The following is a 25,816-nucleotide window of genomic DNA, read 5'->3' on the forward strand; positions in this document are numbered from 1 at the left end:
ACTTAAACTATACTTTCATAGCATACTTTTCTGTTTTCTAGAAAATTGATAGCATCTTCTAAGTTTGAGTACCCGTAGAGGACATCTAGGTTTTTTTTACATTCATTATAAGATAAACCTTTTATCTCATTTTTGATAATCGGAACAGAATGAGAATTCATACTTAGCCTGTCAATACCTAAACCAACCAGATACGAAAGAGCAATTGGGTTCGATGCCAGTTCTCCACATACACTAACCGGTTTATTATAAAGTTGTGCAGCATCGACTGTCATTTTAATTAGTTTTAATAAAGCAGGGTGTAATTCACTATATAAAGATTTAACATGTATGTTTTGACGGTCCACAGCTAACGTGTATTGTGTTAAGTCATTTGTTCCAATACTGAAAAAATCCGCGACTTCCGCTAGATGCTCGGCTATTAAGCAACTACTAGGAATTTCTATCATAATCCCGACATCTACCATTTTAAATGGGGTAGCTTTTGAAATTAATTCCTGCCTAACCTCCTCTATTAATTTTTTTGCATATAGAAATTGCTCTATGTGTGAAATCATAGGTATCATAATTGATACTTCTCCAAATATAGCAGCTCGCAATATTCCCTTTACTTGATCTTTAAAAAGCTTTCTTCCCATATCATTACTAATAATTCTGCTAGCTCGATAACCTAAAGAGGGATTTTCCTCTATTGGATGATTAAAGAATTTTGTAGGCTTATCTCCACCAATATCAAAAGTCCGAATAACTACTGGCTTTTTAACGTTTTTCAAAACATCAAAATATGTATTGAAATGATCTTCTTCACTAGGCGGCATTAACCTATTCATGAATAAAAGTTCTGTTCTAAAAACCCCTATTCCATCTGCAATACCATCTAAATTTACTACATCAGTTAAACTACCAACATTCGCCATCACCTGAATCTCTTTACCGTCACGTGTTTTCTGAACGGACTTAACGCTTTCTTTCATTTCCTTTTGGTTTCTTCGGTATTCATTAAGCCTGTCATTTGCATCTTTTTGTTCAACTTCATCCGGTTCCACTTTACAAAAACCAGTAAGGCCGTCTAATATTACAAGTTTATTTAACATCTTTTCAACATTAGTTGTCATCAAGACAGGAATCCCTAAATTTTTTGCAACTATTACCGCGTGTGAGGTTGGACAAGCATCTCTTATTAAAATACCAACTACACTTTCTAGTGGTAAATTTATAGTATCATTGGGGGTTAAATCATCTACTGCCAAAATTAAACTTCTTTTATCATCGATATTTCTTTTTACATATTCAAGGTTCACTGTGAAACCCACAGCAATACCGTCCACGAGGACATTACAAAAATAATTAATAATTAAGCACCTCCTTCATTTTACTTTCACATATAGCAATGTATGATTCTAAACCACTATATTCCATATATGTTTCATAATAAAACGATTTATAAGGGTCACATTCCAGGATTCCAAAAATATCTTTATAGAGGAAAGATTTGTTCCGTTCAATCACCTTACTAAAATACTCATATGCTGATAAATAATCTTTTTGGTAAAACCTCACAATACCTTTATTTAATAAAGAATGAATTAGGGCAGGATTCGATTCAAAGGCCTTGCCAAAATACTCTTCTGCCTCCGCCAAATTCCCCAGAGTCATATACATAACACCAATCATATTTAGAACACCTGCATCATTTGGTCGTAATTCTAATGCCTTTTTATATGTATCAAGTGCTTCCAAATTTTTATTTACGGAACGAAGCACGTGTCCATGAAACATATGTAAAGTGGAAGAATTGGGATTAATGTTTAATGCATGAGTTGTCTTGTTAATTGCATAATCAAAATCACCTAATGTGCGGGATATAAGTCCAATATATCCATGTAGAACAGGGTCATTCGGTGTTTCTTCTAATTGCTCTTTCATCAACTGTATATACTTTTTACTTTTTGCATCTCTATCTTCTCTTGACCGAGTATGACCGATATGGTTTAGTACGATGTCAGAGTCTTCTATTAAATAACCTGATTGAATAATAGAGGTATCAATAGATTCATTTACTTTCTTAGCGTATTTATATTCTAGATTATTCCTAAATAACTTTAGTACTTTATTAGAATACCAACCTCCGGAAGCAAAAAAGTTATATCTATAAAACCGAATCCCCCCCACATCGCTTGAAACTTTATTAATAGCTTCCTTTATTTTGGGAATTTCCGTTTCATCAAAAAATTCATCCGCATCAAGGAATAGTACCCAATCCGTTTGCACGTACTTTAGCACTTCATTGCGCATAGCACTAAAGTCCCCATTAAAAACCTTATATTTTACTTGGTCTGTGTATTCCGTTGCAATCTCGATAGTTTTATCTGTAGAGCCAGTATCTAATATGATAATTTCATTAACAGTTGCTTGGACACTTTCTATGCATTTTCTTAAAAAAGTCTCCTCATTTTTTACCATTAAACAAAGTGAAATTGTTTGGGTTTGCATTTTCATCCTCCTACTTTACTTCTTTTATAAACTTCGATATATCTCTTGATAGCTGTTGCCTTACTTCATAGTTGCCAAACAGATGGTCCATTTCTTTATAACCTTTTATTTTTATAAAAGTACTAACTTCATCTGCAGCTTTCTGCACTTTATAGTCTTTGTTCCCAAAATAAAGGATACAATTAATACCTGATTCTTTAATCAATTTCCTTATAAAGATTTTAGATCTTTCTTCAGAAAACTTATCGTTTAGGTGGAATTCTCCACTTCTTATGGATAATTGTCCGGAGAACTTAAGGTTTTCAGCCAAATCACTACTTATAATTATATTTCCAGGACTCCTATGTTTCACTGCAACAACGCTAGAAACAATAGCCCCTATACTTAAACCTAAAAAAAATATCTCCTTTTCTGGATATAGCTGCATAATATACTTCATTACTAGTTCCGTATCCTCTATCATTTGACTAAATGTAGTACTAAAGAAGTTTCCGCTAGAATCACCCGCACCCCTAAAGTCAAACCTGACAGTTAGAATATTATCCACCACTAAATTATTTGCTAGTATAGTCTGGAGTTTTTGTGGCCCAGTTTTATTTCCCGTTAAACCGTGACAAATAATTAGTATAGCTTCTACTTTTTCAGGAATTGTTAATATAGAAGCAATCCATTCATTTTTATTTCTATGTGGGATGATTACTTCTTGTTGAAACATGCAACTCCTCCATTACCACTGGATATTGATTTTGTTCTTTATTGATTCTAATATCGTTTCCTTATTTTCCTCCCACTGATTAACCGTAAATACTATGAATGGAATAATGTTATTCAAAAACTGGGAATATATTAATATAGTATTCAAATGATGACTAGGCACTACCAAAATAACTAATTCCACTTCCTCCTTTATTAAAAGGAACTTCTTTTGTATATAGTTGAAAAAATTATCATTGGCATCATTTTGAATATTCAGTATTTTTACTTCGCCATATTCTTCTCGTGGATTAAACTCCTCATAAATCTCCATATAATTCGCTTTAATATTGGGATCGAAAACAGAAGAAAACATTTCAAATTTTTTAGCATCTTCACCCCTATGTAACTGTAAAAAATGTTCTAAATTAAGCTTCCACTGATTAAATTTTTTGTCATTCATATTTCTATCATGATATAGATGATAGCCTATAGACCTATTAGAAAATAACCACCTAACATTGTTATTATGGAGGCGATAACCCCATTCAATATCTTCCATTCCCCAACCTTTAAAATCTTCATTAAAAGTAGTACTCTTTGCTAGAAAAGAGGGCAAAGACACTATACACGTATAGCATAAACTCCATGGGTGCATTAGATAATTAATATCTTGTGAATACTTACTTATTAAGACTTCTCTACTTTCCATTTTTATTTTATTTTTCGGAATATAATCAATATGCTCAGGTAAATGCCTTCTCGCACCTAAAACAACCGTTCTACTAGATTTGTTATGATAGTCAATGTGAGTTAAGATAAAATCTTCTTGAACTAATATATCACTATCTAAAAAAATTATAACTTCTCCTCTTGCTATAGCTACCCCTTTATTCCTTGCACTTCCAGGGCCTCTTTTTCCATTGTTCTGAATGTAGCGTACACCTGGGAAGGTTGCTACCACTTCACGAGTATCGTCTGTAGATTGGTCGTCTACTACGATAATCTCATACTTTACACTCGAAATATTTTGTTTTTCCAAGTAATGCAAACACTCTTTTAAATGATTTGATCTATTGTATGCTGGAATAATGACGGAAGCCAAAATTCTTTCTCTTTTTTCTATACATTCAATCTTGTCCATAACCATTTTTACATTTTCCTCTAAACTTGTGTTAGTTGTATCTATATAAAACATATCTTCCGTAACTTGCAAGGAACCAACACTTCGTTTTTGATCATTTTCATCTCTTTTTTTATTGTAATAAAGGAATTCCTCTATATCTTTAATTTTATTTGTCCTTTCCAATTCCCGACGATTTCTATTAAACCGTTCATCTCTTTTTGCATCTAAAATTATATTAAGTATTGCATTTGGGAAAAAGCCATGTGTATTTCTTCCTTCTATTACTGCAGATTCTGAACCCAAGTGCTTTTTAATTATAGAATAAGCTATTTCTTCATATCTTTTCTGTGCCCCAACACTTGATACTATCTTTTCTATTGCTAAGTTCCCTTGAATTTCCCTAGTTATATTTTTTCCATCAAACATTATAGTTGGGTAAGAGTTATAATTATTTGTATAAGATACACTAAGCTTATTCTCTGAATTGTCATTTATGAGACACCAAGCGATAGCACGGAATATAAAGCCTAAACTTATATGCTTTATTCCTAAACTATTGGCTAATTCATTTGCAAAAGCACTCTTTCCCGCTCCTGATGTTCCATCAACTGTAATGATCAATTAGATTCACCTCAAACAATTTGATAATATTTTCTCGCACTTTTAACTTAACGTTTTCTATATTCATTGAAGAATCGATTTTAACAACCTTTTTATCTTTTAACATTTCTTCTAGGTTGCTTTTAATTTTGCTTAGTAATATTATGTTTCTATCCAACGAATCCTTATTAGACCTAGATGCAACTCTACTAATTGATGTTTGAACATCATTTGCTAAATAAATTATTAAGTCCGGTTCTATTGCATTTTCAATAGACTCATAAAGTCCTGTATTTACTCCAAACGTCTTTTGATTAGCAATATGAGAATATAAATACCTATCACACACGACATTTATTCCCTCGCTAATTGATGGTTGTATCATTGTTTTATAACGAAATAGAAAGTTAATAAAAAGGAAATCTCCAATAGCCTGCTCAATTTTACCGAAGTCTGCATCTACCTTCTCCCTTATAAAGTTAAATACTTCACCAGCATTATCCCCAGCTGTAATGGAGTGTATTTTATTACAAGGAAACCCTAATTCTTCTATAAGTTTGTTAATATAATTCACAATCGTTGTCTTGCCTGTTCCATCAATACCGCAAACGACAATTAATCTCCCTTTTTCCTTTTCCACTCCATTAACACCTCACTAATTTTCTGACTTACAATTTCCCTTTCTACCTCTTTCCTTAATAACGGATCTACATTTGGAAAAGAAATTGAATTCCTATAAAACAAAGTACTATCTTTTTTCTCATCACCTAAACTGAATAAATAGTCAACATAACACTTTTTAGTTAGTTTACTTTCTAATTGTTGAAACAATGATAGTGGTAAATGTAGTCCTCCAATCGAGCTTGTCTCAACTGCCAAATTCAACCAAAATTTTTCTTCTTTAGTACTATAAACATCGTTTTGAGGTACTTTAACCCAATCATTATCAATATATCGGTTGATATACGATAGATCATAATCGTTTTTATTACTGTGACCTAGTAGTATTATTTTTCCGTTATAGGTACTTGTAGAAAATAAAACTCTACAAATACCCCTTGCTATTATTAATATATTCGGAAAACTCGAGGTAAGGAAGCGCAACACTAAATCTAATTGATTCACCCATGTTTCTAAGTTCGGAATGCCGTTCTCATCTCCAAGTCCTATTAAATTAAATTGACATGTAGAGTAACCCATTCTATATAACTTTTTTGCTTCAGAAGCAAAAAAATAATTAATGCCTGTACGATCTTCACCTAAACCATGTATAAATAACACAACATCCTTTTTTGCTGATTGTTCGTATAATAATATATGAAATTTCTTAGAATCTAGTGAGAGTTGCTTAATGACTGGTAAAATGAGGCTTCCCCCTAATACCTCTTAGCGAAACAAGGTTTTGTAATACGTACATCAGCATAGCTATTAAGGTTACTTAAATCACGGTCTTTTTTGATTTTCGTCCTTTTGAACTCTTCAAAATTCTGACCATAATTATTTTCTGCCACAAGTTTTAACATATCCCTAGGGTGTGTACCTATTTGCACCCTCATTTTCTTTAAATATTCTATTTGCTTAATGATACAATAGTCACAGTCTAAACAAGTTTCGATATTTTCTGCCCAAGCATACCAACTAGAAGTGCTTTCATATTTTTGAGTACCAGTTTTTATTGTTAATAGATTATAGTTACTAATAATTTCTTTACTATAAATGTTGGCTCTGGTTAACATTCTTAAAAAGTTCAAGTCACCAGTAGAACCACTATTTAAAACGATACTATTATTTACTATTTCAAATTCATATCCAAGTGCCCTAGCTACATCCAAATTTATTGGCTCATTTAAATCATGCATCCAACAAGAGACCCCTTTTATATACGCTGCACAACAACTAGATTTATGGAATGATTTAACTCCTGCCATATCACACATTTCAATTAGCCTTTCTTCAACGGTAGATTCAATCTTCTTATTTTTATAAGGGTCATGTAGTCCACCTAAAACTAAATAGCCGCAATGTTCTTTTGCAACTTGTACGATTTTTTGTAAAGTTTCTTCATCGTCATTTCTACCTTTTATAATAGGGCGTGTAAGGATGACAATATCATTAAAAATCTCTTTTAGTTCCTTAATAAAATTTACTCGATTCTCAAAAGAATATCCCGCCTCATTTAACCCAGTTAGAGAATACATAACAATAACCTGGGGATGGTTTTTAATTTCTTTAAGTTTTTCAATAACCTCTGGATTAAATGGTGCTTTTGTAAAGATAGCAATCGGTGCTTTATGGTTCCATAGTATTTTTAGCTTCTTAATAGTATTATCTACCTGCTCAATAATGAAAGGATCTCCATATGTATCATTGACAGACATAGGTATATGGTCATACCAATCATTAATCCTTTCTAGTACTTTATTTTCTTCTTCCACAATTTGTAATGACATAATTAAAACCTCCTAATCAATTTATAAATAATTTTATAGAATTAGAATTTATAAGTAAAATTAATATCGGAATATTTAGACATTTTTTGCGATATTAACAACATTTAATTATTCTAATTTGTATGCTTTGCTATAATACAAATAAAATAGTGTAACAAAAATGATGAATACAGATATTAAAAATAAATAATTTACAGTTATGAGTTCCCCTAACAACCCAGCAATCAAAAATGCTAACGGAGTAGCTAATTTCATAATAGTAGAAGACGTTCCAGCCACTCTACCTAATAAGTGATTGGGAGTAGATTCTTGTCTTAAAGTAGAATAATGAATACCGATAATAGTGCCGCTAAATCCAATCAAGAAAATCCCAACTGCTAAAAACACCCAATACACTGAAGCGAACAATATAAAGTAACCAATAGCTGATAATATCAAACTAAAAGTAATCATATGGCCTCTATAGAACCATTTACGTAATTTCTTAGCTATGGATGCGGCCAACAATCCCCCAACCGCTGCACTAGAAAGAACTATTCCTAAATAAAATTCTGAGATGCCAAAATATTTCAATGCGTAAAAAATAAAAACTGCAATAGTCATTGCAGAAGCAACATTACTTATACAAACTATTAAAGTTAAGGACCACAACATTTTATTTTCAATTAAACAATCCCAACCAGCACTAATTTCCTTAAATAGACCTTCACGCTTCTTTGGAACTTTATCTTCATTTGGAACGTTTAATAAACTTACAGCAATTAAGAGTACTAATAAACCGACTAATGTAATCGTAATCCCATATTGGTAGGTAGTTACAAGTAAAATTAACCCGGCAATTGCTGGACCTATAATACTAATCAATTCCCTCGTAAAACTTAAATAGGAGTTTACTTCTGTTAGTTGATCTTTTTTTACGACTAGTGGCATTATGCTATGATATGCATTTCCAAAAGTGTAGGTAGACGTATAAAGGACAAACCCTATTATATATAACATCCATATACTAATATCCGTAAATAAAATCAACGTTAAGATTGTTCCTATTGACAATGTTTTTATCACAACTGCACTTAACATTACTTTTTTTCTACTATATCGATCTGATAATACCCCTATAAATACAGCAAGTAGAATATTTGGTAAAAACTCTATCGCTCTCATCGAACTCATTGCTAATGTAGATTGAGTTAAATCATAAATCATTAAGGGTAATGAAAGGGTAAAAATATTAAACGTTAAATAGTTCAACGTACTACCAAGCCATAACAATAAAAAATTTTTATTTTTGAGAACATTACTGCTAACTTGCTGTGTTTTTATTGGAGTTGTCGCTATATTTGACATTTGCAAAATCACCTTCTTCAACTAATTTTGTTATTTGATCGAACTCATCATCATATACTATACAAAAACCACTAAGTAGAAATGTACCTATTGGGGTAACCGCTAATTTATGTCCCTTTAGATTTAACCAATTTATTTTACTATGGATAACTGACTCGCTAATCGGAATAAAAGTGATTGGAATTCCTTTTTCAAAGCGCCATTTGATTGAAACAAAATCATCCATCTTTTTCATTAACTTTAACTTCTTATCGTTATCTACATAGTAGTTTCCTATTCTTGTAAAGTAATATAACAACAATGTTGTAGGACTTCTATAGATAAACTTTGGGATGTTATATTTCCATTCCATGTTTTTTTTGTTTATATTTTTGTATTCCTTACCCATCCCTTTATCTAACTTAATAAATTCTGATAATAAATTTTTTAAATGTTTATCATTCATATTATTGAGAAGTTTCTCTATTTTCTTTGGACCTATATATTGATACATATAATAAAAATCGACATGATCTCTCAATATAGAAGGGAGCCTACCAGATGTCTCCGCTAAAAATATTAATAGGTTATTATTATCTGAAGGTACATAATATGAATACTCTTCTAGTTTAAGTAACTGCTTTTGCTCCCATAAGTCATCATCCGTTATCCAAGTTAGTTGACTAATAGTAAAACCACCTATATTTATTTCTAGTAATGTTTCTATATCATGGGTAACCTTTGTAAACTTCACAGTACCTACTAATTTATTATTAAATCGTGTAAATACTGGATAGTGATAAAAGGTATAACCTTGCTTGGTTAATATTGAATAACATTTGAAAAAATCATTTATATCCTTAACCAAAAAGTCATAATCATTACTTTGTCTATTACTCATTTTTGGATAGTACTTCTTCATGGCAAGGCCCTTTAAACAGACATAATCGACATCGGTTTCGTTTAGTTTTAATAGAAACTGTTTTAAGCATTCATTTTTAACGTTATTTTTCTTTTGAATACTAACTCTGCTTCTTTCCTTATGAGAGAAACCCGTCAGCAAAATAATTGGGTCTAATACTCTTTGTTGATAGCAATGTTCTAAAACATCTGGATTAAAATCCGCTTTTTTTTTCGGCGATTCCTTTGTTAAAAAATTAAATAGAAATGAGTTTGATAGTAACAACATTATCCTCCTAATTATTCCATTTGTAATATGTAACGGATCTTTTGTAGTATCCTTTATCATCAAGCATAGACAATAACCGTTGTAGCTTAACGTCATCGTTTTCTTCAACAGTCGCGTTTAGAAAACTAATATCATTTTGTAAACAAATTTGCTCAATTTGATTTAATAAATACGAAGACAACCCATGATTCATAAATGGTTGTTTAATATAAATATCTAGTAAATTTGCTTCACGGTGTACTGGGCCCTCACCCACTTCATCTATCTCAACTGTTGCATGACCACATAACTCTTGTTTATTTAATGCTGATAAGCTGATTCTGTTCTCAGTAATAAGCGGATAGTAACTTGCTTCTACATTTTCTTTTACATTTATTAGATTAACCGGTTTATCAGTTAACAGCTTATAGCCATTTATTAATGCCTTCGTAATAAGATCGATAGTTTCTTCCACTAATAATTCATCTTCATTAGAGATTCTCCTAATTGAATAAGGTTCACTTAAAATAACATTTGATGGCATTGTTCTTTCCGTTATTTTTTTTCTTATTTTAATAGAGTAACGGCTCATATCTAGAAATTCCTTCATTTCAGAAAGCTTTTCTATTAAGTCTTTATCATCTGTATAAATTTCTAAAAATAAAATTTCAATTTCATTAGAAAAAGAAATGGAATGCATTTGTTCCAATGCTTTACTAAGCTCTTGAATTATATTCTTCATTGAATAGTTTCCATTAATAAACACAATTAGATATGCCTCTCTTTGGCCAAAGATGCCATTCTCTCCAAAGTAACAAAAAGCCAATCCATCATTATTTAAAATTGGAATAACCTTGCCGTCTAGTATTTTAGTAAGACCTTGATGGTATATAATTTCATTTCTATAATTATCCAATAAAAAATTATCTATTTGAAAGCTAGATAACGATAGAGTCATTGATAGTCCTCCCTCTTATTTATGTACTACAACAATCTTAGGGAATAAGGATTTTCCAACATTAATCAGAACATAGTGTTGTAAAAGAAAGGCACTACGCAAATAAGGAGAAATATTAGAAAACATTTCTCCTCTTCTTTTACAATTCGCTCAAAATTATCGTCTAGTGATTTTTTTTATTTTTTGAGTTACTCGTACAACGTGTTGTCTTTCTGACATAAATATCCCCTCCTTCACAGAATTCTATATACATACATTGATATATATACATGAATGTATGTATACTTAAATTGTATAACAAAAGATTAATAAATCAACAATATATTTAAAATATTCCGATATTAATATTGAGTATCAGTTGTTACCTGTGTTCTTTGAAGAAATTCATACTATTATACGATCCAATTATTTAATTAGAAAAAAATGATATAATAAGATTATTATTAATATGGAGGCTGTTAAATGAATTCTTACAAAATTTACTCTCGAGTGGAAATTGAAGAAATTGTAAAAGATTATTGCACAAAAACAACACATGATAAGATCTCCATGGTTTTAATAGATATTGATAATAGTAGAAAGTATTTTGGGGAAGTAATTAAGAGTGAAATTATAGATGTTATATTGTTAGCAATAAAAAATATATATAATACTGATATGGCATTTAGAGTTGGACGTGACACCTTTGCATTTGTTATAAAAGAGGGGAATTTATTAAAACTTGCAAAAAAGAAAGATCAATTGCAAATCGAAATATCTAAACGAACCAATTTAAAACTTACATTTTGTATGGGAATAGGGATTGTTAATAACGATATAAAAGTCCTATATGATAAAATAGCAAGCATTTATGATGCTCTTTTTACTTCAAAAAAAGAAGGTAGTAATAATATAGAGATTGCAAATGAGCAGAATATGAAACTAAAGTCATTCTACCTTAGAAAATCCCAGCTTGAGAGATTAGCATTATATTGTAAAAATGAGAAAATGTCGGAAGCTTTGATTATACGAAAATCCCTAGATGAATATCTTGATAGAAATATGTAAATTTTGAATCTAGTGATTTAAAATCTATACATACACACACACACCAAGGCACACTTTCTATGTTTTATTACGAAAAAGATTAACGACCCAGTGTAATGATTATGTTGAGAATCGTAGGAATATCGGGTAGAAAACAGGCACGCATTCATATGAACAACGTTGCCTGTTCCCCCCCTTCATTAAACAAATGCTTTCACTAAATAAAAAGCCTGCTGGCACATCTATTTATGCTGCAGCAGGCTAACGATTTCATTAGAACTATATTTAAAAGCTTCCTTCAAACAATACTGAAAAAACGCCCTTTTGGGCTAGATTACGTGGAGGGTCGCTGCAATCCACTATCACTTCCATTACTAATTCCCAATATATGTGTGAATTCCTGTCCCCTTGTTCCAAGTGATGTTTTTGGAGTTTTTCCGATCGGGGAAGGTAAAATTTTAATCGGTTGTTGAAATTTTGATTAATTACTGAAATGGTATTTCTTATTTCCAGATTTTATGTAAATGAATTTCTTGTCACCCCGTCTTTCATTATAGTCACCCAATCTGGTAAACTAATGACGAAAACCTTCACTCTATTTTATTTTCAGCCTTGGCGGCTACCTCGAACGACTTTTTGCCACCTCGTTCTACACATGCTGAGACACACTCGAATAGACCAATTAGAATCTATATTCTCGTTCTATTTTTGTCTTTATTATACAATTCAATTTCTATTTCTTCTTTTTTAGGAATCTAAACACTAAATACATCAAAGAAAATAATCCAATTACCACGATTAACTGCCATATTCCATCCATTGCATTCATTTAATAAGTACCCCCTTTATCTAAATCTATTTTACGTTAATGAAATATTCACCTCAAGTTATTGCAAATATTAATATCTGAATATTCCTATATTAATACTTAATTATTAAATACATATGGTAATATTTTCATGTACTTAAAAACAAGGAGGGAAAGTAAATGAAGAAATTAACATTTTTATTGTCAATTAGTTTTATGTTTTTATGTGTAATTGTAGGTGGTAATTCTGTTGGTGCTCAAGAATTAACCAAAAAAGAAGTTGATGGTAGTAGCTTAGTAAATGATGAGATTCAAATTGATAAGAATTTAAGTTTAGAAGAGATATTTGATAACTATGAACTTGAAGTATTAGATGAAAGTGAGTTTGCTGAATTATCATCCGAAGTAGGAGTATTAAATTTTGAAAGTAAAGAAGACTTCCATAAATTTTTAATTGAAGCTGAATCTCAACCAGCAGAAATACATGGAGATATTTTTTTAGATGCAAAATATCAATTATTAAAGAATAATGACCAAATTGGAATTGCTGCGGGCTCTAACATGACAAGGACTCATTCATATAGTTCTAGTACTTGGATGGGTGCAACATTAACTTTAACTGGAACTTATAATATCTATTCTTACAATTCATTTAGATCAATTACTGAAGGAAGTGCTTCTACAAGATTCTCAGGTTTTACAGTGGGACTTTCATGGACAGAAACGAATAAAGGTGTAAATATCGCTTCAAACGGGCAATCTGCATATACTTGGGCTGAAGGAACAGTTGGGTATGTAATTTTCATAGAAGGAATTGGAACAGTATACGAGAGACCTACTGATATTTACTTTACTTACCATATATAAAAGAGGCTGAAACGAGACACTGAAAAAGGTGTCTCGTTTTAACAATATATGTTTATGTACATTCCTATAATTCAACTTCTTAATTTTATTGTATATGGTAACTTATAAGTGAATCAGAATGAAAATTTAAAGTTGAGCAACTTCTACTCAAAATATCTAACTATTATTCATTCTGATCAAGAATACAAAGGTTGGAGCGTTAGTATCGGAAATTTCAAGATTATATAGAAAAAACTCCAATAGATATAGTGCTTGTTTTATTGAGTTTTTTTGATTTTAGAATAGGCTTTCTATGAGATAAATCTTGGATGAACGCCCTTTCGGGATATTAATAATTTCCAGTAACTGCATAAACGACTCTCCTGTCCCCCAATCCCATGAAGAAGATGAAACGACTAATTGTTTATTATCATCTCTTTCTATTTGCGAGCCTAACCCGAAAGACACGTTTTTTTGCCCCTTCTTTCCTTTCCCCTGTTCCATCTAATTAATCAGCATAATAATCCCAACAGTCGAATACATTATTACGTATTTAATAGGAAGAAAGGAGCAATGCCATGATTAATAGCTATACAAGGTTTACCGCAACGTTGCTTGGGTTGAATGTGGTAACAATTTTAATAGCTGGGTTGTTCATATTAAGGCATTTTCCACCTATTCATATGATCAATGCAATACTTGCAGGAGGAATTGCGATTGTTCTATTGTGTGTGAAGTGGAAATGGGTGCCGGTTTTCGGGATCATTTACGGTCTTTTCTTTTCTGTTCTTACTATTCCTTCCCTCGTCATCTCTATGTTTCGAAATGTTGATCCGGAATATAACGCAATGTTGGAAGCAAGTAATCCTTTTATTGGTATAAGTTTTCTTACCGCGATTTTTGTTTTAGCCATTTTAACGTTTTCTATTTTTTCGCTGAAAGCAAACATCCAACAAACGAATGAAGCCTTCTCTTTCTTCCCATTAGTGAAAGGGGCATTTTATGGCGCCACCATTATAGGACTTTTGATTAGTTTATACCTTCAACAACATTGGGTGACTGGTATTAATGCAACGACGATCGAGAAGCTACCAACGATTGTGATGAAACCCGATTCGGTAGAACCAGCAACAATGGAGTTATATGCAAGTGCACCAATTGTTCTCCGCATCCAAAACGAATCGAATAACAACTGCCATATACTTAGCTTTCCTGAATTAGGCGCCAGTGTGCATATGGAAAAAGGTAGGACCGGGTTGATTGTATTAGACGCAAAACCGGGCACATACACATATGAATGCAAACCGCATCACGATTATTATCATGAGGGGATTAAAGGAGAATTGACGATTCGTTCTAGGTGATGCATATAGTCCGTTTCAAAAACTCCAATAGAAACATTGCTTGTTTCCATTGGAGGCTTTGATTTCGGATGGTTTTCTTTGAGAACAGTCAAGATGGAACACCCTTTCAGGATATTGCTAATTTCCAAAATATATGTGAACATCTCGCTTTGTCCTCTCCCTAAAGTAAAATTGCGGAGTATGGTTGAACTGCACAGCATTCCTGTAGTGCAGCAAGAGATCATTAATTACAGTTCATTCAAACTAAGCTCCCTTTATTTAATCAGGTTTGCTCCCGGTATAAATGTATGTAACCTCAAGCTTAACTGGAATAACAATAACAAATTTACTTCCTTGCCCAATCTTACTTTCTGCCCAAACTTCACCTTCATGGGCTTTAATAATCGATTTGACAATGGCAAGTCCTAAGCCCGTTCCCCCATGATCACGAGATCTCGACTTTTCTCCGCGGTAAAAGTGTTCGAAAATTCTTTCCGTGTCTTCTTCAGCAATTCCATCTCCATTGTCAATTATATAGATTTCTAGAGTCATCTTATGTACATTCACAGCAAATGTAATCTCGATTTCAGAAGCTCCATATCGGATTGCATTATCCAACAAGTTCGTAAACACTTGTTCCATCCGTTTAGGGTCAATATTAATGACAACGTCTGGAATTGGCCTTTTTACGACTAGCTGTACTTGCTTTTGTTTCAGATCTACTTCTGCATCTTGAAGGATATTAGTGAAACATTCATCACTGCTCACCAGTTGTTTTTCCATCACTAGTTGATCCAAATCAATTTTGGAAAACTCAAACAGGTCATCAATTAACCGATTTAGCTGGTTGGTTTTTGATAAAATCACATGCAAATATCGCTTTTTCATCTCTTCATTTTGTACAATTCCATCATTGATTCCCTCTACATAGCCCTTGATAGACTGAAGTGGTGTTCTTAAGTCGTGAGAGATTGTAGCGATTAATTCTTTTCGATTCTTTTCATACAACTGCTGCTTCGCAATTGATTGTTTCAAATGATCTCTCATCGTATTGAAGCCTTTAATAAATCTACCTATCTCATCCCTTTTATTGTAACCTATATTGTAGTTTAGATTTCCTTCGCGCATTTCTTCTGTTGCGATATAGATTTGCTTAAGTGGATTTAAAATCGTTTTGGAAATATATAGCGTCCATCCTACAATTAATAGGATTAAAACTACTAGACCGCTGCTAAAACTGATAACAATCACAGTAATTATCTTGTTATAGGATAGTTCAGAGGATAAATCCAGTGAGTTGGACTTTATTTCAATGTTTAGGATTTCTCCATCTAGCGTCTGAACCTGTGAGTGTCTCATAGTGAACATACTATTACTATTATTTTGCACAATATCAGTAGATTGAAATAAGACACTTTCTTCCTGTGACGACACAATGACCTCTAAATTATAGGGTTGTATAACTGGCTTGATTTCTTTGTAAAACTGAGTCGTATCAGTAATAACATCATAACTTTCTAACACCGTTTTATTGATTTCTTTTAGAACAGATTCTATTTCATTATTTTGCTCTTCCTCTATCTGTTCTAGCTGATAAGAAAAAAAGGACAGTGCACCAAAAATCGTAACAACCGGTAAAATGATGATCGATAAAAAGGCAATAATCAGCCTTGGCCGCAGTCCCATTACTATACACTCCCATCAAATTTATACCCTACTCCCCAAACTGTAACAATAAATTTAGGCTGGGACGGGATGTCTTCTATCTTCTCACGGATTTTACGAATATACACCGTTACCGCATTCATATCCCCATAACTGTCATAGCCCCAAATCGTATCAAAAAGCTGCTCTTTTGAAAAAACCTGTCCTTTATTATTCGCCATGAAATGAAGTAACTGAAATTCCTTTGCTGACAGTTCTACTTTTTTCCCAGACACGGTAACTGTGTGGCCCTTTACATTAATAACTAGATTGGCGACTCTTAAAACATTTTCCGTATTCATTGGTTTCAATTCCGAATAGTCCGTATACCTTCTAAGTTGTGCTTTAATGCGTGCTACAAGCTCACTGGGACTAAACGGCTTCGCTATATAATCATCTGCACCAATCCCAAGTCCTATAATTTTATCAGTTTCACTTTTTTTTGCACTCATCATAATAATGGGAACATTGGACGTTAACCTGATTTCTCGACACACATCAATCCCTGACTTCTTTGGTAGCATCACATCTAAGACGACTAACATCGGATTCCTTTGTTTAAACTTCTGCAACCCCTCTTCCCCATCCTCAGCTATAATTACCTGGTAGCCATTTGCATTTAAATAATCTCTGACTAGCTCGCCAATTTCTCTTTCATCCTCTACAATTAAAATCATATTCTCCTTCATATGGCTTCCCCACTTTCATGTCATCTTCTCTAACTTCATTTTCCTCCGCCTTCAAACTCATAGTTCTATTATGCCTCCGAAAAAACAAAGAAACCTAGCATAACTAGGTTTCTTTATGATGCTGATTATGCTGTCACATCTCTTTTATTAAAGATTATCCAAGAAATCAAGTGGAAGCATAAGAAGTAAACGAGAAGTACAATAATTGAAAATGTCATCGTCATTCCTTCAACTATTGGTGTTCCGCTAATATACTGCCTTAAGTTCGTGTTAGCAAAAAGAATATACTTGGCCCAATCATACTGACTTAAAAGCATAACAAGCTGTTGTCCTGTAAATAAGAGAAAGAGTGAGAGACCGATTGCCAAAGAACTACTCCTAAAAACTGTAGAAATCATAAAAGCAAAAGTAACCATCATGATCATATCAACACTGTTTAGCCCATAAAGGCTAATAATATGGGTAAGCATGTTTCGTTCCACCACTTCTCCGCCTTGATAGACCAGATAAGGCAAGTCGATCCCAGCAAATCCAAACAAGATACTTCCGACTAGAACGGAAGAGACGAATATCGTTGCTAGCATGACAATTGCAAAGATTAGTGTTGCGATATACTTAGAAAGTAATATTTTAGAGCGATTCACCGGGCGAATTAACAATAACTTAATCGTGCCTGTCGAAAACTCTGTTGCTACGATCCCTGCAGCAATGACAATGACAAAGACAGAAGATAGCGCGGTAAAATCTGGCGATGAGATCATAAATCCCCAAAGTGTCCCAGATTCCACTGGCGGAATGTCATTTACTAAGCGGTACTCATTGATAGCGAGCTGCTCTATAAGAGGGCTTGTAGCATGACTTCCGACCATTGGCATATTCTCATACTCAGTAATTTGTTCTGCTAGTTGTGCATTTTCTATTTCGAGTTGTTGTTGCCAGTTTTCTGTCGTGTCATTAGTTAATAAGAACTTTGTGACGATTCCTGCGAATAAAACGATGCCAAATATCGCCGCAATCATTACCCATGTTCCTAACCGCTTATAAATTTTCATATTTTCATTTTGAATTAACCGAATAGTATTAAACATGCAGCTCTCCTCCTGTTATTTCAAGAAATTTATCTTCAAGCGTCTTCTGCTTTCCGTAGATCCCCTTGATCATAAAGCCATTATTAACGAAGAGCCTTGTGTATTCCGTAATTGATTCTTCATCTGTATCAATCACTAAGTTTTCCCCGCTTATTTTCGCTACTTCATTCGGATATTCTTCTTTAAAAAACTGTAGTGCTTTTTCTAAAGGTGAAACCTTAAATTGAACAGAAATTTGTTGATTATCTTCCACCAAGTTTTTCACCGACTCCACGCTAATGAGCTTACCGTGATGTATGATTCCAATTCTGTCGCACATCAGTTGCATTTCGGACAGGAGATGACTTGAAACAAACACAGTTATGTTTTCTTCAGCCGCAATTTTTCGAATATACGTCCTGATTTCTCTGATTCCCGCAGGATCTAGCCCATTCGTCGGTTCATCCAAAATTAATAGTTTCGGCGAATGAAGTAGAGCTTGAGCTAACCCAAGACGCTGACGCATCCCAAGAGAGTATGTCTTCACCTTTTCATGAATTCTTCCATTCAGACCTACTAATTTTACAATTTCATCAATTTTTCCTTTTGGAATATCGGGAATCATTCGGGAATAATGTATCAAGTTATCGTAACCAGACATAAACTTATACATTTCAGGATTTTCGATAATACCACCGATGTTGGCAATTGCTTTCTCAAAGTTCTTTTCAACACTATGGCCATTGATGATAACTTCCCCTTTAGTGATGCTCATTAGACCAACTATCATTCGAATAGTCGTCGTTTTTCCAGCGCCATTTGGTCCAAGAAACCCAAACACCTCTCCTGGATATAAATCTAGCGTTATTCCATGAATTAGCGTTGTTTTTCCAATTGTTTTTTTAAGATTTTTTATTTGTAAAATAGGTTGTTGTTGGTTACTATTTTGCTTTTGTTTTTGCATTTCCATATTTTTTTACCCCCTCGTATTTCCTACTGATATTATGTCACCTAAATTCTAAAAAATAGTTATAAAGTTATTAAAAAAGTATTAAAAATGAGGAGAAAAACAATGATCTCATTTAAACTCTTTAAATCCCCCTGTCATTTTTGCCGTAAAAAAACAAGGAATTATAAAATTTATACAGACGGCAAAAGGAAATTAGTGACCTGCTATTTATGTACTACCAATGCAGAGAGAAGAGCATATAAGCAATATCGTTAAGTAGCGAATATGGTAGCCGGGTGGATGACCTGCGAGATGCGCCAATTCCTAAGAAACACGGATTCCTCCTTCATTCCCGGATGGTCGGATTTCCCGAGTCCATGTTTTGGTTCTTGGCATTCCGTAAATAAGTCTTCCTTACCCAATCTAGGTTTAAGTTCTAGCCACATACGTCATTATAATAATTCGATAAATCTTCTGATTAATGAAACCGTAAGATCATCTCTCCGTATATATAAGTAGATATAAGTAGATAAAGGCATACACAAGGGGGAGAGTTCGGATGAGAGAGCTTTTTATAAAGCAGAAAGTATTCAGTATTAGTGAAAAATTCACAGTGAAAGATGTTCAACAGGAAGATGTATATTATGTGGAAGGTAGTTTCATGAAAATCCCAAAGACTTTTTCTGTGATGAATACAAACCGTGAGGAAGTAGCACTTATTACGAAAAAGGTATTTAGTTTTTTACCGAAATTTTTTGTTGAGGTGAATGGTCGTGAAGTAGTAACCATTAATAAAGAATGGTCCTTCTTTAAAGCCCGTTACTCCATAAGTGCGGAAGGAATTGAAGTGATCGGAAATTGGTGGGACATGGATTTCCAAGTATTACAGCATGGTAAAGTGATAGGGAAGGTTAATAAAGAGTGGTTCACTTGGGGAGATAGCTACAAGGTTCAAATATTAGATGAAAAGATGGAAAAAACTATTATCGCAATAGTTGTCGCCATTGATTGTGTAAAGGCTGATGAAGCAGCAGCCTCTTCTGCTGGTACGCCTTAATTAAGTACGTTAGACTAGAATAAAGTGTACAGTTTTTGCTGGATAATTTGAGATCCTATAATTTAACTAACAAGAGACTAGCAGAAGTGTTTCTCCTCGAAAAGCAACATTAAAGCTAGTCTCACTGAAATCAATATTTCGAATTACTTTGAATCTAGTGATATCTATTCTATAATTTAAGTTCAACTTCTAAAAACCTAAAATAATCTATCCATTCATCAAGAACCTTATATGTTGGTTTACCAAGTCCATGTCCAGCTTTTTGCTCAAATCTAAAGATAACATTTAAAGGATTTTGTCCCTTTTCAAGTAATGCCGCCGTGAATTTCATCGCATGAGCAGGTACAACCCGATCATCGCCCTCAGCAGTGCTTATTAGTATTGGAGGGTGTTTTTGGTTTTCTTTAACATTATGTAAAGGCGAATATGCATAGAGAAATGGAAATTGCTCAGGATTTTCCGAGCAACCGTATTCCTGAATCCAGTAACGGCCAATCGTAAATTTATGATAGCGCAACATATCTAGAACTGGAACTTGACAAATTACAGCTCCAAACAAATCCGGTCTTTGTAACATGCACACTGCAACTAATAAACCACCGTTAGAACCACCCATAATTGATATTTTTTTTGGATTTGTATAGTTATTTTGGATTAGCCATTCAGCAGCCCCAATAAAGTCATCAAATGAATTTTGCTTATTTTCTAATTTACCAGCTCTATGCCAATCCGCTCCATATTCTGAACCTCCTCTTATATTTGCTTCAACATATATTCCACCTTTTTCTAGCCATAGTAAAATTGCTGGATTAAAGGTTGGTTTAATACCAATATTAAAGCCACCATATCCGTATAAAATTACAGGATTTTCTCCATTTAAAATAATATCCTTTCTGTGAGTGATAAACATTGGAACTTTTGTTCCATCTTTTGAATAATAAAATACTTGTTTGGTTACATATTTATCTACAGAATATTTAAGATTCACTTCAAAAAGAGTCGATAACTTTCTCGTTTTCATATCAAAGTGATAAATACTGGCAGGGGTTATGTATGAGGTTAGGCCAAAATAGATTTCCGTACCATCAGAATTTCCTGTTATCCCAGTTAAAGAACCAAGAATCGGTAGATTTATATCATATTCAAAAATTCCTTCTACCGAAAACACCTTTAACTTATGGTGAGCGTGTTGTAAAAATATCCCTATAAAGCGATTATTCACATACTGAATACCCTCTAACACATCTTCTTGTTCAGGAAGAACCTCAATCCAATTTTTACTATTACTATTTTTCACATCTATTGCTATCAATCTTCCTTTTGGTGCACCCAGGTTATTTCTAAAATAAAAGACAGTATCAATGTTTGTAATATAAGAATATTCCGCTTCAAGACTATCTATTAGAAACAAAAACTCAGCATTAGATTTTATATCTCTTATATAGAATTTATTATTTGATGAGGTCCCCTTCTTAACGTGAAGACAAAGATATTTCTTATCCCCTGTAACTAGCGGTAAATATCTTAATCCTGTATCTCGATTATCTTCAAAAATAAGAGAGTCCTCAAATTGGCTGTTTCCAATTTCATGGTAGTAGACTTTATTGTATCTATTCTCATCACCTGGTTCCACTGTCCCTTTTTCAGGAAATCTGCTATAATAAAATCCTTTATTATCAGGTGACCAAGCAATCGTCGTAAATTTTACCCATTTAAGATTATCAGAAAGATCCGTTAAGGTAGAGATATCTCTTATCCTTATCTCTTGCCAGTCACTACCTTGTGCAGATGTAGTATACGCAACGTAACGACCATCATCACTAATTGAGTAATTTATAATAGCAACAGTTCCATCTTTACATAGGGAGTTTGGGTCTAAAATAGCAATCTCTTGTTCTCCCTTCTTTTTATATAGAACAGGGTGATTTTGTACTCCATTATTTCTAAGATAAAACATTTGATTACCTATCTTTTTCGGAACAAAGTATTTTGGACAATCCCATAACTGAGTTAAACGTTCCATGTCGTTGTTTACTGTTGATTGACCAGAGAAATAATCATCGTATTCTTTTTTCCTTTGATTAATCCATTCAAGAGTCTTATCTGAACTCGAATCTTCAAGCCAGCGATATGGGTCGGCGACCATTGTACCATGATAATTATCTATTACTATATCTTTTTTTACTGATTGCATATTAGTCTCCTTAATTATAAATTTTATACCTTATTAGCAAAACTAAGAAATAAAAGCTATGATGTATATCATAGCTTTTATTAAAATTCTAAATTATATTTTTTTCCGGATTTAATTTTTAACGTGTCTCCAACGAATAGAATCAGTATACTTGAAACTACGACGAAAGATGTAATAATGATAAGCGTCATTGTCATTCCCAATTGATCAGAAAGTGGTCCAGCTAAAACAAATCCTAGTGGCATAAAAACAAATGATACGAATGAATCTAAAGAGCCTATTCTAGATAATAAATTCTGCGGAATATTTTTTTGCACTATTGTATCCCATAATACAGCACCAATAACAATACTAGCGCTAGCTAACATGGCAGCAAACATTATTAACCAGGAAGGCATAGGACCAATCAGTACTAGAAATTCTATAGAAACAAAGAGTGGCATGATAATAAAGCAAAATCTCAATGGGTTTTTAAGCTTTATATTGTGCGACAATAATGCACCAATTAACCCTCCAATTGCACCAGCAGTTACAATAAATCCCCACACTTTAGGGCCTCCATAGTTTTCTGAAATTACAATTGGACCTAATACATAAAAAGCAGCGGTTGCGAAGTTTAATACGGAAAATATAATTAAAGTGGACCATATCCATGAATAATTCCTCGTAACCTTTATCCCTTCCACCAAATCTGTCCAATAGGATTCTTGTGCTTGAGACTCCTTTTTAAAGCGCTCCTTAACAAAAAGCATTAATATTAAACTCAGAAAAAAGGTTAACGCGTCAATAAAAAATATCGTACTAAAACCTAAGAATACAACCATAAGTCCAGCTAAAGCGGGACCTGCAATCTCAAAAATGTTACTCATAATACTTAGTACCGAGTTTGCCTTTTGATAATTTTCTTTCGAAGTTAGTTGTGGTATTATTCCACTAGAAGCAGGAGAATGGAAAGCACTCACGGCCCCATATAATACCGATGAGACTATTAAATGCCACATTTCTATCGAACCAACAAAAAAAAGTATACCTATTATTAAGTGATTAACTCCTTGTAATAAGTCTGAGATTATTAAAATCTTTTTCCTCGAAAGACGATCTGCTAATACTCCCCCAAACATAACAAACAGAACCCTAGAAATCCAAAGTGCCCCTAGCACTACCCCTAATTTGGTAGCACTTCCAGTAACCTCTAATACAGCAAAGGTGATTGTAACTGGTATTAAAGTATTACCCATTGAAGAAATTACATGAGACAACCAAAATAAAAAGAAGTTTGAATCTTTTAAGATTGATCTATTAGTTAAGAAATTCATATATCCCCTCCTATATTAATTGATTCAAGTTTATTCATTACTTTTAACCAATCTATTTTTTGACGTTCTTCTAAGTATTGTTTAGCAAGAGAATAGTTACTTTCATTAATAAAATTCCCTGTAATCGATACTGTAGACTTCACATTAACAACTTCATGAGCCCAGCCACTAGGTGTAAAAACTAAGTCACCAGGGCGTTGTAAAACGTCGATTTCAAAAGTTTCACTATTAAAATACGGTTGGTAACTCTCTCCAAGTATGTTTTGTTGTATAGACTCTGAAGGAGATAGGAACTTCCACTTTTTTAATCCACTATAAAGCAGATTCCATGCACTACTCATCATAACGTCTATATGTAACTTTGTTGAAGAAGCACTTGGCCCCAGAAAAACCCATAACCAATATGGTTTTACTTCATCTGGTAATGCATCAAGCCAATTATCAAAAGTCTTAGGAAGATCGATATGTTCCATCACGCCATCAATTATCTCTTTATCATTCAGGTTAGAAGCATACCAAGGGTCAGACTCATTATCCCTATTCATATATATAATATACTCGGCAAAGTCAAAGAATCGAGTTTCACTGCCGTTTTTCCGGCTAGCGGATAGTAGTTTATTACTATTTTTAAATGATAGGATGTGCTGAGAAAGGATGCGTTCACTCATTTCTTGAGATAAAAAGTTCCGAATAATAAAAGGTGCTTTTAATGTCTCCATCGTAATATCATTTAAATTTCTAATTTCTTTGATACTCTTGATTTCCCTGCTCATTCGAATTTACTCCTCTCAATTTACAGCTACACGTAACTTCAATACACTTATGCATTAAGAATAAATCTAATAGTTTATGAACAACCTTCTCATTCCCTAACACCTGAAAAATATTATGAAATGAAAATTTTGGTTTCTTGTTAATTAATATAAGCGCTTCCTCTATTAAAGCATTATATTCTAATTTTATTATCTTACCTCTTAAGTAGATTATTAGTTCTTCATTAATTTTCCTAAAGGATATCTCCGAATTCTTTTTAACTCGAAAACAATTCTTTTTAAAATCTACATTACTATCCTGATTGAGAGTAGGAGATCCGATAAAACCTCCATTACTTTTCAATTTATATTGTTGATCTATTAATCCTTGATAAATTGCCTCTCCTAAATCGTTGTATTCAAAGCCAAAACCATCTTTAATTATTTTATTAAACTCTTTTTTCATAGACTCTTCATTCGACCATGTAACATTAAGTTGTTTATTTTCAGAGCTAAATATCGGCAAATTCGAAAGGCCTGTACGGATTAGGGCATTTGCAGTTCCAGGAAATATAGCAGTTCCAAGCGTTATCGAAAAATCATTTGTATATAATAAATGATAGACATTACTCGGAATAAATATCATATCTCCCGGTTCTAATACCACATGTTCTGCAAACTCTTTCCAATCATCATTCACTTCAAGAATATCAGCACTTCCTATATATTTGTCATCAGGCTTTTCCTTCCAATACCATATATCTTTGTTACCTGGTCCACAATGTATAAGGAAAATTGGTTCATTGTCTGGGTGTATTCCAAAAGGAGTGTATCCATAATTCCCAAAAATTGCGTAAGAGTCTGCCCCAACACTAAAGTTTTTATTCCTTAATCCTTTAATGACTTTGGATACGAGAAAATCAAAAACTTCCTCACTATAATCTGTAATTCGGTCAAATAACACACAAAAATTATCATCATTTAGCCAATTTACAAACCAATCCTCTAAATTTTCAAAATCATTAACTTTTTGGTCAAATATTTTGTTCTTCAACCAAGGCTTTACAGAGTTATTAACATTTATATTCATGGAAGGAGCCTTATCACTTTTTTGAATTTCTCTAATAAAATTTGTATAGATTTCTCCCCAATCCAACTTTTCATTAACAAAATGTCTCCATAATTTCGGTACCGCTAGATTATTAGTTTCTTCAATTAAGTCATAGTCTACTATTAGTTCACTCATATATT

The 25,816-nt window shown here is 33.0% G+C and carries 23 protein-coding genes; 4 read left to right on the plus strand and 19 right to left on the minus strand.

Annotated elements, in window-relative coordinates:
• Positions 1 to 2: 2 nt before the first annotated feature.
• From ptsP to BC6307_RS20990, 10 genes are all read right to left on the minus strand, one after another.
• Positions 3 to 1,301, minus strand: coding sequence for a phosphoenolpyruvate--protein phosphotransferase (ptsP, locus tag BC6307_RS20945; protein WP_157729296.1), 1,299 nt, complete (start codon positions 1,299 to 1,301; stop codon positions 3 to 5).
• A gap of 46 nt (positions 1,302 to 1,347) precedes the next feature.
• Positions 1,348 to 2,493, minus strand: a complete 1,146-nt coding sequence (locus BC6307_RS20950) for a glycosyltransferase (protein ID WP_066415092.1) — start codon at positions 2,491 to 2,493, stop codon at positions 1,348 to 1,350.
• A 10-nt stretch (positions 2,494 to 2,503) separates the two neighbouring features.
• A complete protein-coding gene (locus tag BC6307_RS20955; protein ID WP_066415093.1) occupies positions 2,504 to 3,208 on the minus strand; it encodes an alpha/beta hydrolase in 705 nt (234 codons plus the stop codon).
• A gap of 12 nt (positions 3,209 to 3,220) precedes the next feature.
• Positions 3,221 to 4,933, minus strand: coding sequence for a (d)CMP kinase (locus BC6307_RS20960; RefSeq protein WP_066415095.1), 1,713 nt, complete (start codon positions 4,931 to 4,933; stop codon positions 3,221 to 3,223).
• Entirely contained in the window at positions 4,917 to 5,552 is a 636-nt protein-coding gene (gene tmk, locus BC6307_RS20965) for a dTMP kinase (protein WP_066415097.1), read from the minus strand. The genes BC6307_RS20960 and tmk overlap by 17 nt, the downstream gene beginning before the upstream one ends.
• Positions 5,528 to 6,193 carry a hypothetical protein gene (locus BC6307_RS20970; protein ID WP_066415099.1) on the minus strand — a complete coding sequence of 222 codons (666 nt, stop codon included), beginning with the start codon at positions 6,191 to 6,193 and terminating at the stop codon, positions 5,528 to 5,530. Before BC6307_RS20970 ends, tmk begins: the two co-directional genes overlap by 25 nt.
• A gap of 95 nt (positions 6,194 to 6,288) precedes the next feature.
• Positions 6,289 to 7,362: a radical SAM family protein gene (locus BC6307_RS20975; protein WP_066415102.1), complete on the minus strand. Its 1,074-nt coding sequence runs from the start codon at positions 7,360 to 7,362 to the stop codon at positions 6,289 to 6,291.
• 108 nt (positions 7,363 to 7,470) lie between these two features.
• Positions 7,471 to 8,709: an MFS transporter gene (locus BC6307_RS20980; protein ID WP_066415105.1), complete on the minus strand. Its 1,239-nt coding sequence runs from the start codon at positions 8,707 to 8,709 to the stop codon at positions 7,471 to 7,473.
• Positions 8,666 to 9,874 (minus strand): nucleotidyltransferase family protein, encoded by a 1,209-nt coding sequence (locus BC6307_RS20985; protein WP_066415108.1) that lies wholly within the window; start codon positions 9,872 to 9,874, stop codon positions 8,666 to 8,668. Before BC6307_RS20985 ends, BC6307_RS20980 begins: the two co-directional genes overlap by 44 nt.
• Before the next feature lie 10 nt (positions 9,875 to 9,884).
• Positions 9,885 to 10,814: a GNAT family N-acetyltransferase gene (locus BC6307_RS20990; RefSeq protein ID WP_066415111.1), complete on the minus strand. Its 930-nt coding sequence runs from the start codon at positions 10,812 to 10,814 to the stop codon at positions 9,885 to 9,887.
• 462 nt (positions 10,815 to 11,276) lie between these two features.
• Between BC6307_RS20990 and BC6307_RS20995 the strand changes: the two genes are divergently transcribed.
• Positions 11,277 to 11,861 (plus strand): diguanylate cyclase domain-containing protein, encoded by a 585-nt coding sequence (locus BC6307_RS20995; protein WP_066415114.1) that lies wholly within the window; start codon positions 11,277 to 11,279, stop codon positions 11,859 to 11,861.
• Positions 11,862 to 12,828: 967 nt separating this feature from the next.
• Complete coding sequence (locus tag BC6307_RS21000; RefSeq protein ID WP_066415117.1) at positions 12,829 to 13,515, plus strand: hypothetical protein; 687 nt, start codon at positions 12,829 to 12,831, stop codon at positions 13,513 to 13,515.
• Between the two features lie 276 nt (positions 13,516 to 13,791).
• Here BC6307_RS21000 and BC6307_RS24920 read toward each other — a convergent pair whose 3' ends face one another.
• Complete coding sequence (locus tag BC6307_RS24920; RefSeq protein WP_157076629.1) at positions 13,792 to 13,962, minus strand: hypothetical protein; 171 nt, start codon at positions 13,960 to 13,962, stop codon at positions 13,792 to 13,794.
• 110 nt (positions 13,963 to 14,072) lie between these two features.
• Here BC6307_RS24920 and BC6307_RS21005 point away from each other — a divergent pair, with 110 nt between their 5' ends.
• Positions 14,073 to 14,858 (plus strand): cupredoxin domain-containing protein, encoded by a 786-nt coding sequence (locus BC6307_RS21005; RefSeq protein WP_066415119.1) that lies wholly within the window; start codon positions 14,073 to 14,075, stop codon positions 14,856 to 14,858.
• A gap of 258 nt (positions 14,859 to 15,116) precedes the next feature.
• On the opposite strand, the gene BC6307_RS21010 is transcribed toward BC6307_RS21005, so the two are convergent.
• The 4 genes from BC6307_RS21010 to BC6307_RS21025 all read right to left on the minus strand — a co-directional run bounded on the left by BC6307_RS21010 (position 15,117) and on the right by BC6307_RS21025 (position 19,267).
• Positions 15,117 to 16,523: a sensor histidine kinase gene (locus tag BC6307_RS21010; RefSeq protein WP_066415120.1), complete on the minus strand. Its 1,407-nt coding sequence runs from the start codon at positions 16,521 to 16,523 to the stop codon at positions 15,117 to 15,119.
• A 2-nt stretch (positions 16,524 to 16,525) separates the two neighbouring features.
• Complete coding sequence (locus BC6307_RS21015) at positions 16,526 to 17,230, minus strand: response regulator transcription factor (protein ID WP_066415122.1); 705 nt, start codon at positions 17,228 to 17,230, stop codon at positions 16,526 to 16,528.
• Between the two features lie 125 nt (positions 17,231 to 17,355).
• On the minus strand, positions 17,356 to 18,318 hold the full coding sequence (locus BC6307_RS21020; RefSeq protein WP_066415123.1) for an ABC transporter permease: 963 nt from the start codon (positions 18,316 to 18,318) through the stop codon (positions 17,356 to 17,358).
• Positions 18,311 to 19,267, minus strand: a complete 957-nt coding sequence (locus BC6307_RS21025) for an ABC transporter ATP-binding protein (protein WP_235858101.1) — start codon at positions 19,265 to 19,267, stop codon at positions 18,311 to 18,313. Before BC6307_RS21025 ends, BC6307_RS21020 begins: the two co-directional genes overlap by 8 nt.
• 538 nt (positions 19,268 to 19,805) lie before the next feature.
• Between BC6307_RS21025 and BC6307_RS21030 the strand changes: the two genes are divergently transcribed.
• Entirely contained in the window at positions 19,806 to 20,303 is a 498-nt protein-coding gene (locus BC6307_RS21030; RefSeq protein ID WP_066415124.1) for an LURP-one-related/scramblase family protein, read from the plus strand.
• A gap of 169 nt (positions 20,304 to 20,472) precedes the next feature.
• On the opposite strand, the gene BC6307_RS21035 is transcribed toward BC6307_RS21030, so the two are convergent.
• The 4 genes from BC6307_RS21035 to BC6307_RS21050 all read right to left on the minus strand — a co-directional run bounded on the left by BC6307_RS21035 (position 20,473) and on the right by BC6307_RS21050 (position 25,811).
• On the minus strand, positions 20,473 to 22,497 hold the full coding sequence (locus BC6307_RS21035) for a prolyl oligopeptidase family serine peptidase (RefSeq protein ID WP_066415127.1): 2,025 nt from the start codon (positions 22,495 to 22,497) through the stop codon (positions 20,473 to 20,475).
• A gap of 80 nt (positions 22,498 to 22,577) precedes the next feature.
• Entirely contained in the window at positions 22,578 to 23,813 is a 1,236-nt protein-coding gene (locus BC6307_RS21040; protein ID WP_066415130.1) for an MFS transporter, read from the minus strand.
• Positions 23,810 to 24,586: a JmjC domain-containing protein gene (locus tag BC6307_RS21045; RefSeq protein ID WP_066415131.1), complete on the minus strand. Its 777-nt coding sequence runs from the start codon at positions 24,584 to 24,586 to the stop codon at positions 23,810 to 23,812. The genes BC6307_RS21040 and BC6307_RS21045 overlap by 4 nt, the downstream gene beginning before the upstream one ends.
• Positions 24,552 to 25,811: a JmjC domain-containing protein gene (locus BC6307_RS21050; RefSeq protein WP_066415133.1), complete on the minus strand. Its 1,260-nt coding sequence runs from the start codon at positions 25,809 to 25,811 to the stop codon at positions 24,552 to 24,554. The genes BC6307_RS21045 and BC6307_RS21050 overlap by 35 nt, the downstream gene beginning before the upstream one ends.
• Positions 25,812 to 25,816: the final 5 nt, after the last annotated feature.

Origin of the sequence: Sutcliffiella cohnii, from assembly GCF_002250055.1 — a bacterium.
GTDB lineage: Bacteria > Bacillota > Bacilli > Bacillales > Bacillaceae_I > Sutcliffiella > Sutcliffiella cohnii.